The 12,121-nt window shown below is 63.1% G+C and carries 14 protein-coding genes; 5 read left to right on the top strand and 9 right to left on the bottom strand.

Annotated features, from left to right (window positions below; translation table 11 throughout):
• Positions 1-3: 3 nt before the first annotated feature.
• The 7 genes from I8N54_RS11745 to I8N54_RS11720 all read right to left on the bottom strand — a co-directional run bounded on the left by I8N54_RS11745 (position 4) and on the right by I8N54_RS11720 (position 5,269).
• Positions 4-1,314, bottom strand: coding sequence for an APC family permease (locus tag I8N54_RS11745; protein WP_140197617.1), 1,311 nt, complete (start codon positions 1,312-1,314; stop codon positions 4-6).
• A complete protein-coding gene (locus I8N54_RS11740; protein WP_140197618.1) occupies positions 1,311-1,985 on the bottom strand; it encodes a TVP38/TMEM64 family protein in 675 nt (224 codons plus the stop codon). The genes I8N54_RS11745 and I8N54_RS11740 overlap by 4 nt, the downstream gene beginning before the upstream one ends.
• Before the next feature lies 1 nt (position 1,986).
• Positions 1,987-2,373, bottom strand: coding sequence for a DUF302 domain-containing protein (locus I8N54_RS11735; protein ID WP_140197619.1), 387 nt, complete (start codon positions 2,371-2,373; stop codon positions 1,987-1,989).
• A 66-nt stretch (positions 2,374-2,439) separates the two neighbouring features.
• Positions 2,440-2,925 (bottom strand): DUF305 domain-containing protein, encoded by a 486-nt coding sequence (locus I8N54_RS11730; protein ID WP_140197620.1) that lies wholly within the window; start codon positions 2,923-2,925, stop codon positions 2,440-2,442.
• An 87-nt stretch (positions 2,926-3,012) separates the two neighbouring features.
• The gene (locus I8N54_RS20280; RefSeq protein WP_269802031.1) at positions 3,013-3,141 is read right to left on the bottom strand and encodes a hypothetical protein; all 129 of its coding nucleotides are present in this window, start codon (positions 3,139-3,141) and stop codon (positions 3,013-3,015) included.
• 103 nt (positions 3,142-3,244) lie between these two features.
• A complete protein-coding gene (locus tag I8N54_RS11725) occupies positions 3,245-4,798 on the bottom strand; it encodes a multicopper oxidase family protein (RefSeq protein ID WP_140197621.1) in 1,554 nt (517 codons plus the stop codon).
• Positions 4,799-4,870: 72 nt separating this feature from the next.
• Positions 4,871-5,269, bottom strand: coding sequence for a hypothetical protein (locus tag I8N54_RS11720; RefSeq protein ID WP_140197622.1), 399 nt, complete (start codon positions 5,267-5,269; stop codon positions 4,871-4,873).
• A gap of 81 nt (positions 5,270-5,350) precedes the next feature.
• Here I8N54_RS11720 and I8N54_RS11715 point away from each other — a divergent pair, with 81 nt between their 5' ends.
• Complete coding sequence (locus tag I8N54_RS11715) at positions 5,351-5,812, top strand: c-type cytochrome (RefSeq protein ID WP_082724933.1); 462 nt, start codon at positions 5,351-5,353, stop codon at positions 5,810-5,812.
• 53 nt (positions 5,813-5,865) lie between these two features.
• Here the strand turns inward: I8N54_RS11715 and I8N54_RS11710 are convergent, their stop codons facing one another.
• Entirely contained in the window at positions 5,866-6,222 is a 357-nt protein-coding gene (locus tag I8N54_RS11710; protein WP_208990406.1) for an ion channel, read from the bottom strand.
• A 140-nt stretch (positions 6,223-6,362) separates the two neighbouring features.
• Positions 6,363-8,594, bottom strand: a complete 2,232-nt coding sequence (locus I8N54_RS11705) for a heavy metal translocating P-type ATPase (protein ID WP_208997431.1) — start codon at positions 8,592-8,594, stop codon at positions 6,363-6,365.
• Between the two features lie 92 nt (positions 8,595-8,686).
• Between I8N54_RS11705 and I8N54_RS11700 the strand changes: the two genes are divergently transcribed.
• The 4 genes from I8N54_RS11700 to I8N54_RS11685 all read left to right on the top strand — a co-directional run bounded on the left by I8N54_RS11700 (position 8,687) and on the right by I8N54_RS11685 (position 12,070).
• Entirely contained in the window at positions 8,687-9,127 is a 441-nt protein-coding gene (locus tag I8N54_RS11700; RefSeq protein ID WP_045681275.1) for a MerR family transcriptional regulator, read from the top strand.
• Positions 9,124-9,465, top strand: coding sequence for a YnfA family protein (locus I8N54_RS11695; RefSeq protein ID WP_140197623.1), 342 nt, complete (start codon positions 9,124-9,126; stop codon positions 9,463-9,465). Before I8N54_RS11700 ends, I8N54_RS11695 begins: the two co-directional genes overlap by 4 nt.
• Before the next feature lie 952 nt (positions 9,466-10,417).
• The gene (locus I8N54_RS11690) at positions 10,418-11,443 is read left to right on the top strand and encodes a sensor histidine kinase (protein WP_140197624.1); all 1,026 of its coding nucleotides are present in this window, start codon (positions 10,418-10,420) and stop codon (positions 11,441-11,443) included.
• A gap of 75 nt (positions 11,444-11,518) precedes the next feature.
• On the top strand, positions 11,519-12,070 hold the full coding sequence (locus tag I8N54_RS11685) for a hypothetical protein (protein ID WP_140197625.1): 552 nt from the start codon (positions 11,519-11,521) through the stop codon (positions 12,068-12,070).
• Positions 12,071-12,121: the final 51 nt, after the last annotated feature.

The following is a 12,121-nucleotide window of genomic DNA, read 5'->3' as shown; positions in this document are numbered from 1 at the left end:
TTTTTAGTGATGGTCGTGAGCGTCTTCCGGGGCGGGATTGCGTGCGAGGAAGATCCCGACAAGCAGGAACACCAGCGCCATGCCGATCGCGCCGAGGACGACAATGAGGGGGTCGGACTGCCACTTCATCGCGGCGAAGGCGGCCAGCACCGCCGCGTCCAGCGCGATGGCCGTCAGCAACACCCAGCCCCGTGCGCCGATGTCCTCACGCAGGTGCCGGAACACGCCCCAGTGGATGATGATGTCCATCACCAGATAGAAGAAGGCCCCGAGAGACGCGATCCGGCTGAGGTCGAAGAAGACCGTGAGAAAGCCCGCGATCACAACTGTGTAGACGAGTGTGTGGTCCTTGATCGTGCCCGGCATCCCGAAATGGCTGTGCGGGATCATTTTCATGTCGGTCAGCATCGCCAGCATCCGCGAGACCGCGAACACGCTGGCGATCAGACCTGACGCCGTGGCCACCAGCGCCAGCGCCACCGTCAGGTAGAAGCCGGTCTGACCGAGGGAGGGCTGGGCCGCTTCGGCCAACGCGTAGTCCTTCGCCGCCACGATACGGTCGAGCGGCAGGCTGGAGCCGACCGCGAAGGCCACCAGCAGATAGACGACGACGCAGATGGCAATCGACCAGATGATGGCCCGGCCCACATTGCGGTGCGGGTCGGTGACCTCTGCGCCGCTGTTGGTGATGGTCGTGAAGCCCTTGAAGGCCAGGATCGACAGCGCAACCGACGCCACGAAGCCGGTGGCGCCCATGTCTCCACCTGTCGCCTCGAACGAGATGCCGCTCGCCCAGAGGCCGGCTGCCCCGAACAGCGCGATGCCGCCCACCTTGAGAACGGCCATGACGATGGACAAAAGCCCGACCGACCGGTTGCCCGATACGTTCACGAGCCAGGCGAAGACGATCAGCCCGACGCCGAGGATTGGCACCAGCACGCTATCCGGATCGCCGCCGAACGCCCGCAGTGTGTAGGTGCCGAATGTGCGCGCGACGAGGCTTTCGTTGATCACCATCGACAGGGCCATCAGGAGTGCAGCACCCGCCGCGACCGTCGTCGGGCCGTACGCCTTCTTCAGGATCATCCCGATGCCACCCGCTGACGGATACGCGTTCGACATCTTGATGTAGGTGTAGGCGCTGAACGCGGTCACGATGGCGCCGACGACGAACGAGCGCGGGAAGAGCGGTCCGGCAAGTTCGGCGATCTGTCCGGTCAGCGCGAAGATGCCCGCGCCGATCATCACGCCGGTTCCCATGGCCACTGCGCCCGGCAGGGTAATGCTGTTCTTCTCGTAATCGCTTTTCGTCATGGATTTTCCTTTTCAGGCTTTTGCCGCAGCGCCACCCAGAGCAGCGGCAGCCCCGTCACAAGCCCGAGTCCGAGCACCGCCCATGTCGCGCGCCCGAGGTCTCCGCTAACCGCCTCACCGCCGAAATGTGCCAGCAGGAAGCTTGCCGGGATGATCCCCGCCAATGTTGCGAGGGCGAAAAGCCAGGCGTGCAATCGGCTCAGTCCGGCCGCGTAGCTGATCATGTCGAAGGACACGAAGGGCATCAGGCGGCTGGCAAAAACCGTCGCCGTCAACGCGGTCTGCGAGCCGAGAAGCCCGGCATCGACGCGATCACCGAACACCCGCCGCAAGACATCATGCCCCAGAACCCGTGCGAGACCGAAGGCGATCAGCGCCCCGAGCTCGGCGCCGATGACGACCTGCACGGTCCCCCAGAGATGTCCGTAGGCCGCTCCGGCCGCCAGTGCGATCGGCGCGCTCGGGATGGGGCTGGCCACGACCGCAAGGGTCATAAGCGTGACGATCAGGACCGGCCCCCAGAGACCGGCGCGCGCCACCAGCATTTCCAGACGCTCGACGTCCAGAAGGCTGCGCGCCTCGGCGAATACCGAAGGCGCGAACTGCCAGACAGCGAGCAGTCCGATCCCGAGGATCGCAAGGCCCGTGAGGATGGCGGCGCGCAGGCTCATCTCAGATCGCCTCGACGGCTTTCGCCAGCAGGTCGCGCACCTCGCCTGCCACGGCCGTCAGCTCGGCGTTCTCGATCGCCTGCATCGACGCCACAGGATCGATAGCGCTGACCTCGACGCCGTCCTCGACTTCGCGCAAGATGACGTTGCAGGGCAGCATCGCGCCCACCCTAGGCTCGATCCCGATCGCCTGATGTGCCATCTTGGGGTTGCAGGCACCGAGGATGCGATAGGCCGGCATCTCGACATCCAACTTCTTTTTCATCGTCGCCTTGACGTCGATTTCGGTCAGGATGCCGAAACCGTTGTCGGTCAACGCAGCACGGGTGCGGGCCTCGACGGCGTCAAATTCTGCGTCCGCAATCAGGCGGTTGATCGTGTAGTCCATTGTCGTTCCTTTCGGTTCATCACTTCAACTCCAGCAGCGGAATCTGCTCTCCACCAGGCTGTGGCGTCATTCAATTTCGGCGCGGGGCGTGCCCGCGGGTGCCTCGCCATTCGCCTCGATGTCTGCGATGTAGCTCTTCATTTCAGCAATTTCGCTGAGCTGTGCCTCGATGATTGCATCTGCCAGTGCCCGAACCCTAGGATCTGAGATATTGGCGCGCTCGCTGGTCAGGATGGCGATGGAATGGTGTGGGATCATCGCCCGCATCCAGGCGAGGTCGTCGACCGTCTCCTGGCTGCGGACAAGCCACAGCGACAGGGCGAAGGCTGCGGCAGCGCCCGCGAAGATCGCGAAATCGACCTTCTTGTTGGAATACATGCCCAGCATGAAAGCTAGCATGATGATTGCCATCACCGCGCCCATATAGATCGCCATCCACATCCGCGTCTGCGAGAAGAAGATGTGGTCGAGCGCGTAGGTGTTCAGATACATCAATCCAAACATCACGACCGTCGAAGTCGCAATCATCGCAAAGAAACGTCCGTAGTTCATATTTCAGCTCCTGAACGAATGTTGCTGCAAGTTAAGCGCATTCAGCAAAGCAACAATGCCCTTGGCTTTTCAGGTAAGGGAAAGCCCTCACTTGCGCAGATATTTTACCAGCGCGGCAATCACGAGACCGACCAGCACAAGGATGACGACCATCCAGAACCAACCGAAGCCCATTCCCCAACCCATCATCGAGCCCGTGTTGTCGCCGTTCATCATTTCATACTCCGTGTTTTTCAGCCCTGGGATGGGCTTCGTAACTGACCCTAGCGACAACAAGGGGCAGGACGTCGGGGCGATCGGTCCGAGCGCCCCGACTAAGTCAGACCGAAGCAGTGACCGCGAACTCGGTCATCATGCCCGAGGCGAGGTGCGGCATGTGGTGACAGTGCAGCATCCAGCGGGCGGCTTCGCCTGCATCGAGCGCGACGTCGACCCTGGACATCGGCGGCACATGAACCGTGTCGCGCAGCGCACCGGCAACGCGTCGCCCGTTCAACCCGACGACCTGGAACACATGGCCGTGCAGATGCATCGGGTGGGCCATCATCGACATGTTGTGGAACGACAGTACGACGCGCTCGCCGCTGCGAGCGGTGATCGGCTGGTGCTGGCCCCAGACAGCCCCGTTGATCGTCCAGAGATAGGGCTGCATCGAACCGCCCAGCATAAGCATCTGGCTGCGATCCACCGGCCGGTCCGGCAGGGCATTCAGCGCGACCAGGCGCGCCTCCTGCGCCAGATCGGTGTCGAAAGCGGGCGCTTCAGACTCCGCCACGGCATCGAGGCGCTGGACCTCGGCGCCCTGCGTGGCGAGGATGAGCCCGGTGCGCTCCCGCGCCCCTTCGCGTAGCGCAATGATCGGCCAGGCGCCGCCCTCGTTCGGCAGGTCGATCTCGATGTCCAGCCGCTGGCCCATCGCCAGCCCAAACCGCGAGCCCGCGATAGGCTGGACGGCGTGCCCGTCCACCGCGACCAGCCGCGCCTCGGCCGCCCCGGTGTCGATCCAGAACACCGTCGCCGCTGCGGCGTTGATGACCCGGAGCCGGATACGCCCGCCGCGCTCGACCCGCACTACCTCCGGGTCCGACAGTGTCCGGTCGTTGGCGAGATAGGCGTCCCAGTCATAGTCGTTCAGGTCCATGGCCATGCCGCCCATCTGGCCGCCCATACCCATCATCCCGCCCATTCCGGGCATGTTGCCCATCGGCATGCCGCCCGTGGCGCCATGGCCCATGGCCCCGTGATCCATGCCCTGCATCGCCCCCATGCCTCCCATGGGAGCGCCCTGATCGGGCAATGCACCGGCACCATGGCCCGCGCCGTGCCCGCCGCCATGACCTGCGCCGATCTCGGCCAGAACCTCCTCGGGGGCCTTGAAGGAGAAGTCATGAAGGAACATCACGACGTCTTGCCGGTCGGCAGCAACGTCCTCGGCCGAGCGCACGATCAGCGGCGCGGCGAGCAGCTGCATCTCCTGGGTGGGCACATGGCTGTGCATCCAGTGCGTGCCGGGCCGTGCCTCGAAGTCGTAGGATCGGGTTTCACCCGGTGCGAGGAGGGGCATCGGCATGTCCGGCACACCGTCCTGCGCGTTGGGCGGGATCTGTCCGTGCCAGTGGATGATGGTACCGACGTCCAGGTCGTTGGTCAGATCGACCCGGAACCTCTGGCCGGGGTCGAGGATCAGTCCCTGACCGCCGGGGCCGGCAAGCCCGAAGACCGTGGCAGCGCGACCGTCGATGTCGAGCGTGCGCGTCGCAGCGGAGAGGCTGATCGGCGCCACCCCTTGCGCGAAGGCGATGCGGGGCAAGTGTGCAGCGCCAATGGCGGCCGCACTTGCGGCAAGAAAGCCGCGTCGAGAAAGCATGTTCATGGTCGTCTCCTCGGGACTTCCGTCCCGTTCATCAATACCGATGGGGCGCCTCGGGCGTCTGCCCGGGCGCGCTCAGAGGAGACGGAGCTTGGGAGGTCGTTCGTTCAGTCCCGGCGCACGGCTGACGTGGATTGCCGCGGACGGGACGTCATGACTGGCGGCGCCGTAGGCGTGCCCGGCTTCCTCGCCTGCCGACGTCAGGAAGGCAGAGAGGCCTGCGCATACGAACTCGCACATCTCGGCATCGGCCGATCCACAGTGCTCTCCAGCGTCACAGTCGAAGCCCGAAATGACCGGAGAGTGCATCATGTCGTCGACATGCATCGCGTGATCCACACCGGAATTCATGCTCATGCGTGTCGCATGCGCGGAGGTCACCGTCGTCACCACGGTGATCGCGAGTATGGCAAGCATGGTGACGACACGTTCGAGCATGCTGCAAAGATAGGCATTGCTCACGAGAATGTCCATTGTCGCAGGCGCCTCGCCGCTGGCACAACGTGGTCTCGACCAAACGCGAATGTTATTCCGCAGTGATCGGGGATAGACGTCTTGAAAAAAGCTCTCCGAAATACTGTCGTGATCGGTCTGGTCGTCGGAGGTGTGATCCTCGCGGTCTTTGCTGGCTGGCGTTATGCCGGTACCGCATCCACCGCCGTTGCGTCGGCGGACATCATCGCGCAAGGACGCCAGATCTATGCGGATCAGTGCGCCGCCTGCCACGGCGCGGAACTGGAGGGCCAGCCGGGCTGGCGCTCGCCGCTTCCGTCCGGCCGGTTGCCGGCGCCACCCCACGACGCCAGCGGCCACACCTGGCACCATCCTGACGATGTCCTGTTCCGCATCGTTAGGGAAGGCACCGCCGCCGTGGTCGGCGGCGGATACGAGAGCGACATGCCCGGCTTCGCAGACGTGCTGAGCGACGCGGACATCCGCGCCGTTCTCGACTACATCAAGAGCACATGGCCAGAGCGCGAGCGCCGATACCAAGAGAGGGTGTCGGAGGCAAACTGACATTCCCCATGGTCGTCGGCTGCTACTCGCGCCAGGCCAGTTCGCAGACCGAGTTAGAGGAACGTCGCCGACCAGGTCAGCACCATGAAGCCGCCGAGCGACTGCATCATGTTGACCATCCGTATCGGCCCGGTTGCCTCGATCTGCGTGTACCCGAGCGTGGCGAAGTTGACGCCGGAGAAGTAGATCAGGCCGCTCCAGCATGGGTCGTAGCTGCCGTCGAAGCCTCCCACGCCCCAGCCCTGCAGCGCCCTGTAGACTGCGGCGAAAGCCAGGATTTCAATCGTGTGGAGCGCGAGCAGCCCGACGAACGCCACCATGATCGCCGCCTGCGGTCTCTCTTTCGAGTTCGGCTTCACGCCCCGGACGGCCAATAGCCCCGTAGTGGTGCGCGACCAGATGGCGGCCACCAGCGCGAAACCGAGCAGAAGCCCGATTCCAGTTGCAGCATGTTGAGCACTCGCGGCGGAACAGTACCCCGAGGTTTATGTTCTCAGCGCTCAGCCCTGCGGCATGGCAGCGGAACCATCGCCCTGCCGATGATCTGATCTCAGGCCTCACGTTCCGGATCAAACGCAAGAAGCCGCAGCGCGTTCAGTGTGACGAGCACCGTCGCGCCGGTATCTGCAAGGATCGCGATCCACAGCCCGGTAATGCCGAGGATCGTCGTCACCAGAAACACCGCCTTAAGGCCGAGCGCGATCGCCACATTTTGCCTGATGTTCGCCATGGCTGCGCGAGCAAGGCGAATCTTGCCGGCCACATCGGTCACGCGATTGCGCAGGATCGCGGCGTCGGCGGTTTCAAGCGCGACGTCCGTTCCGGAGCCCATGGCAACTCCGATGTGGGCGGTGGCGAGCGCAGGGGCATCGTTGATGCCGTCGCCCACCATCATCACGCGGTCCCTGGCGGTCATCTCACGGATCGCCGCGACCTTGCCTTCGGGCATCAATTCGGCGCGATGGTCAATGCCCAGCCCAGCGGAAATGGCTGCTGCCGTGCGCCGGTTGTCGCCGGTCAGCATCACAGACGCGATGCCAAGCGCCTTGAGTTGCTGCACCGCGCGGGCGGCATCCTCTCGGGGTTCGTCCCGGAGCGCTACGAGTCCGACCAACTGGCTCCGGCGGAAGACCGCGACGACTGTCTTGCCTTCATCTTCCATGCCGACCACCGCCCGGAGCGCGTGGTCGTCCAACACACCGCGCTCCCCGGCGAACCGTGGAGAGCCCACCCAGGCGGTTTCACCCTCAACGACTGCTTCGGCCCCTTTGCCCGGAAGCGCTTTGGCGGCGGTCGCGGCCAGGAACGGCGCTCCCGCAGCTTCCGCGCGGGACAGGATCGCCTCCGCCAGAGGATGGCTCGACCCCGCTTCGACGGCGGCAGCCAGCGCCAGCACCTCTGTCTCCGATCCCGAGATCGGCACCACGTCCGTGACGCGCGGCCGTCCGTGGGTCAGGGTTCCGGTCTTGTCGAATGCGACATGCGTGGTGGCCGCCGCGGCCTCGATCACGGCGCCTCCTTTCATCAGCAGCCCGCGACGCGCGCCTGAAGAAAGCGCAGAGGCGATGGAAGCCGGTACCGAGATCACCAGCGCGCAGGGGCATCCGATCAGGAGAAGCGCGAGCGCCCGGTAGATCCACGTATCCCAGCCTTGCCCGAACGCGAGGGGCGGGACGATGGCCACCAGCACCGCAACTCCGACGACGGCCGGCATGTAGATGCGGCTGAAACGGTCTATGAAGCGCTCGGTCGGGGCCCGGGCGCTTTCCGCTTCCTCGACCAGCCGGATGATACGGGCAATGGTGTTGTCCTCGGCCGACTTGGTGACCCGAACACGCAGCGCCGCCTCGGAATTGATGGAGCCGGCAAAGACGGAGGCACCGGGTTCCTTCAGCTTCGGCACACTCTCGCCCGTGACGGCGCTCTCATCGACGCCCGAGGTGCCCTCGATAACTTCGCCATCTGCCGGGACCCGGTCTCCCGGGCGCACCAGAACGATCTGGTCCACCTGCAGCTGGTCGGCTGGTATCACCCGAGTCCGGCCGCCGATCTCCAGGATCGCGGTCTTCGGTACCAGACGAGCGAGCGCCCGGATCCCGTCGCGGGCCTTGTTCGCCGCAACACCTTCGAGAACCTCCCCGACGGCGAAGAGGAAGACGACGAGCGCCGCTTCCTCGGCGGCGTCGATGACGAGCGCGCCGCTGGCGGCGATTGTCATCAGCATCTCGATCGTGAACGGCATCCCCGCTCTGGCGGACGCGACGGCGCGGCGTGCGATAGGGGCGACACCAATGAGCGTCGCGAGGATGAATGCCCACGTTGCCACATCCTGGGAGGCGAGCAGTTTCACGGCCCATGCCGCCGCGAGGAGGAGACCGGTGCCGATCACCAGTCTGCCCTTCGCGGTCTGATACCAACGCGAACCGGGCCCGGGACCGCTCTCGGGCCCTGTCGATCCAGCGTTGGGCTCGAGTCCTGCGGCATCTCGCGAGCCGTCCGCACGGGACGCTTGCTCATCGTCCGGCAGCACGAAGCCTTTCCGATCGGGGCTCGATCCTTTCGCCGCGATCCCGTAGCCGAGCCGCTTGACGATTGCTTCGATCTGGTTGCGAGGGGTCTGCCCTTCATCCAGAGTCAGCCGAAGCCGCTCGGTCATCAGCGCCACATCGACGTCGCTCACGCCAGGCAGGCGTTCGACCGCACCCCGGACCTTGCCGGCGCACGACGCACAGTCCATCCCGGAAACCGTCCATTCGTAGGTTGCACTGTCGTTCGCCGTCATCACGCCCTTCCAACCCGCCCAGCGGGCAACATTGTATTTGCTGAGTCGGGAACCTAAGGTCTCTAGTAGCTATAGCTTCAAGAGGAAATCTGATGCTCACCATCGGAAAATTGGGCGAAGCGGCCGGCGTGAAGGTTCCGACGATCCGCTACTACGAGCAGATCGGGCTCCTGCCGGAGCCAGATCGCAGTGCCGGGAACCAGCGGCTCTATGGGCAGTCGGCACTGGATCGGCTAGCCTTCATCCGCCATGCGCGGGAGCTCGGTTTTCCGCTGGACGCTATCCGAGACCTTCTGAGTCTCTCTGACAGACCCGATCAATCCTGCGCAGCCGCCGATGTCATCGCCAGGGCGCAGCTGGCCGAGGTTGAAAGCCGCCTTGCGCGCCTGACTGCGCTGAAAGGCGAACTTGAGCGCATGGTCGTGCAATGTGCAGGCGGTCGGATTGCCGATTGCCGGGTCATTGAAGTTCTGGGCGACCATTCGCTTTGCGCAACCGATCACCAGCATCCGGAGAGCGAGGCGGCATCGTGAACGCACCCGGCACCCTCGCCATCTACATCGGTGCCGCTCTGGCCGAGATTGCGGGCTGCTTTGCGGTCTGGGCATGGATGCGGCAAGGCGCGAGCGCGCTCTGGCTGGTCCCCGGCCTCCTGAGCCTGGCCGTCTTCGCTTGGCTCCTGACCCTTGCCCCCTCCGATTTTGCGGGGCGGGCCTACGCAGCTTATGGCGGGGTCTATATCGCAGCCTCGCTCCTCTGGCTGTGGCTCATCGAGAAGCAGCGCCCGGACACTTGGGACCTGACAGGTGCCGCAATCTGCCTCGCCGGTGCGGCCGTCATCCTGTTGGCGCCGAGGGCGGCTGGTGGATGATCGGGGGTGCTCTCCAAGATCAAGGCAGCCGACTGCCGCTCATCGTTGCCGACATCACGATAGAGCCAACCTTTGCGGACGGACTCCCGCTCTTCCAGCGTAGCAGCTGTGCATATCAAATAAAATCAATGACTTATACTGGAGAAGGTTGGACGTCAGACCCGCTCTCTCCGCCACTAGTCCCCGCGAAAATGTTCTCCCGTTTCAGCTCCGGCCGGATTTTGTTGTTGTTTCCGAGGGTTATGCGGAAGGGGCTGAGCACTGCGCTTGGCGCCAAGAGGCCCGAAAGCGGTCTCTCAGGGCCGCTATTCTCTGGACCTGATGACTGAGCCCATTTGGTGAATTTCTCATAAGATGCTGTAAATGTATAGTTTTCCCGGGGGCCAACCTAATCACTTCGACCGGAGTCGCGTTCGCCGAGATGGAACCCAAATCGGACGATTGCCGGCCGTATATCATGCGCCGGGTGCGGGTTGCTGAGTTGCGGGTCGCGTTGAACTTCTGCCGGGCGGAGAGCCGTAGGTCGCTGCGCAAGGCGCGAAGGTCCGAGTAGGGCGGTCGCGGCAGGCGCACCGGTGCTGCAACCGCGAAGTCTCCCAAGATCGGCCCGGCCTATTTGGGCTCGAACCTGACCTTCGCCGCGTCAGCACGCAAGATCGGCACCTTGACCGGTAGTCAAGGTCAGCTTTGCGGACGAAGCGGACCTCCGACAAACGGCAGCTTTCGGTTGTACACAAATGGTGGGTTCTGTCGGCGACAAGAACGTCTGGATTTCGACCGCTGGGCGTTCTGGAGCGAACCTTCACCTGCAGCTTGGTCAGTAACCGCTGTGCGGAACAAAAATCCCGCGGCAGGTCGCCCCGAACGTCCGAGGGTCGGGAGTGTTGGTCCTGCCTCTTCCACTTGGGAGCAACAGACCCTATCGTTACGCCAATGTGAGGGCTGCCAAGACATGAGCAAGATCGATCATTCGAGAGAACACCTCGCCGCCATCGTCGAAGGGTCCGATGATGCGATCATCACCAAAGATCTCAACAGCATCATAAAGAGCTGGAATGGGGGCGCGGAGCGGCTCTTTGGCTACTCGGCCAACGAAGTCATCGGTCAACCCATCACCATCCTCTTTCCCGAAGATCGACTGGATGAAGAGGTTGATTTTATTGCGAGGCTGCGTCGAGGCGAGCGTATCGCAAACTATGAGACCACCCGCCGCAGGAAGGACGGCAGCTTCGTACCGATTTCGCTGACCGTCTCACCGGTTCGAGATGCAAGTGGGACTGTGATCGGTGCCTCGAAGATCGCACGTGACATCACGCGTCAGCGCCAAGCTGAGGAGCAGCAGCAACTGCTGCTGGCCGAGATGCGGCACCGCGTCGCCAACAGCTTTGCTATTGCCAGTGCCTTGCTGAGCATCAGCGCTCGACAGGTTGATAGCGTGACCGAATTGGTTCCGCTCATGCGGGACCGCCTGTCGGCCCTGTCTACTGCGCATTCCCTTTCCATGCGGAATTCTAGTCCGGCCGGCGATGCTGACCGGACGACCTTGTCCGAGCTCCTCCAGTCGGTTCTCCGCGCCTTCGCGGATGTGAACGCGTTGAATATTGAGGTCGAGGAGGTATGCTTGCCGGGTGAGGCCGTCACCCCGCTCGCCCTGATATTTTATGAACTTGCTACCAATGCGATGAAATACGGCGGGCTGTCCCACCCAGGGGGAAAACTGGAGATTCGAAGTGAACGGCGAGAACATCAACTGATCCTTCTTTGGAAGGAGTCGTTTGGCCCAGAGACGCGAACAGCTGCTGAAGAAAGAAGCGGATTCGGCTCCTCGATGATCGACAACACGATCCGCTTCTATCTGAATGGCGATATCGAACGGAGCTTAACCGACAAAAATCTATCGGTGATCCTGAAACTCGATCCTCAAAAAGTCGCTATGCCCGCAACCTTGGGCGCGGCGGAACGTACACCGACAGGGTAAGCACAATGACATGTTATTATGTTTGAGTGGCTATCCAGTAACAGCAGTGCGCTGCAAGTGATCTTAAACGCGGTCATGGTGCTGATCTGGGTCGTTTACTTACAGGTCTTCTTCACCAGCTTCCGCCGACAGCGTCGACCAGAGATTATCATCTCATTGGGCGCAGGGTTCGGGAAGCAGGCGAGCTGGTTCGTGGCCAACCTTGGGCTTGAGCCTGTATTCGTTGTCGACATCATTGTCAGGTTCGAAACCGCGTCGGGTATTGCCGAGGCAATCGTGACCGATCGCACGGAGATGTCAGATAAGGATTTGGCGAATCCTGCAGAAGCGACAAACCAGGGACCGCTCAGCAGCGGCAGCTTCATGAGTATAGGCAATCTGGAGACTTTGCTTCAGAGAGGGAATGTAGAGATAGGACATGCCAGTGAAATTCGCGGCCTCACTATCACGGTTGTCGCCGCGACTGCAGCACAGGGAATGGTAGTAGGAGCCTCGCGCCACTATCGTCTCCAGTCCTCTGACGACGGCGACTGGTACTTGCTCGCCACGAAGCTACACACTGAGCAGATCAGAGGTAGGGCGGGGCGCCGGGACTTGGCCCGAAGACTTGAAGACAGGCTGGGATAGTGCAGTCAGCTCAAGGCGACTGAGAATCGAAGCAGCAGCTCCGCCAATGAC

Origin of the sequence: Pelagovum pacificum, from assembly GCF_016134045.1 — a bacterium.
Classification (GTDB): domain Bacteria; phylum Pseudomonadota; class Alphaproteobacteria; order Rhodobacterales; family Rhodobacteraceae; genus Oceanicola; species Oceanicola pacificus_A.
This window is presented reverse-complemented; position numbering and strand designations above follow the sequence as displayed.

Bases quoted from the DNA above. Each gene is read 5' to 3' on its own strand.
- I8N54_RS11735 (WP_140197619.1), bottom strand. From the start codon at position 2,373: ATGGACTACACGATCAACCGCCTGATTGCGGACGCAGAATTTGACGCC.
- I8N54_RS11685 (WP_140197625.1), top strand. From the start codon at position 11,519: ATGGTGCTGATCTGGGTCGTTTACTTACAGGTCTTCTTCACCAGCTTC.
- I8N54_RS20280 (WP_269802031.1), bottom strand. From the start codon at position 3,141: ATGATGAACGGCGACAACACGGGCTCGATGATGGGTTGGGGAATGGGC.
- I8N54_RS11725 (WP_140197621.1), bottom strand. From the start codon at position 4,798: ATGAACATGCTTTCTCGACGCGGCTTTCTTGCCGCAAGTGCGGCCGCC.
- I8N54_RS11720 (WP_140197622.1), bottom strand. From the start codon at position 5,269: ATGGACATTCTCGTGAGCAATGCCTATCTTTGCAGCATGCTCGAACGT.
- I8N54_RS11690 (WP_140197624.1), top strand. From the start codon at position 10,418: ATGAGCAAGATCGATCATTCGAGAGAACACCTCGCCGCCATCGTCGAA.
- I8N54_RS11745 (WP_140197617.1), bottom strand. From the start codon at position 1,314: ATGACGAAAAGCGATTACGAGAAGAACAGCATTACCCTGCCGGGCGCA.
- I8N54_RS11705 (WP_208997431.1), bottom strand. From the start codon at position 8,594: ATGACGGCGAACGACAGTGCAACCTACGAATGGACGGTTTCCGGGATG.
- I8N54_RS11730 (WP_140197620.1), bottom strand. From the start codon at position 2,925: ATGAACTACGGACGTTTCTTTGCGATGATTGCGACTTCGACGGTCGTG.
- I8N54_RS11700 (WP_045681275.1), top strand. From the start codon at position 8,687: ATGCTCACCATCGGAAAATTGGGCGAAGCGGCCGGCGTGAAGGTTCCG.
- I8N54_RS11740 (WP_140197618.1), bottom strand. From the start codon at position 1,985: ATGAGCCTGCGCGCCGCCATCCTCACGGGCCTTGCGATCCTCGGGATC.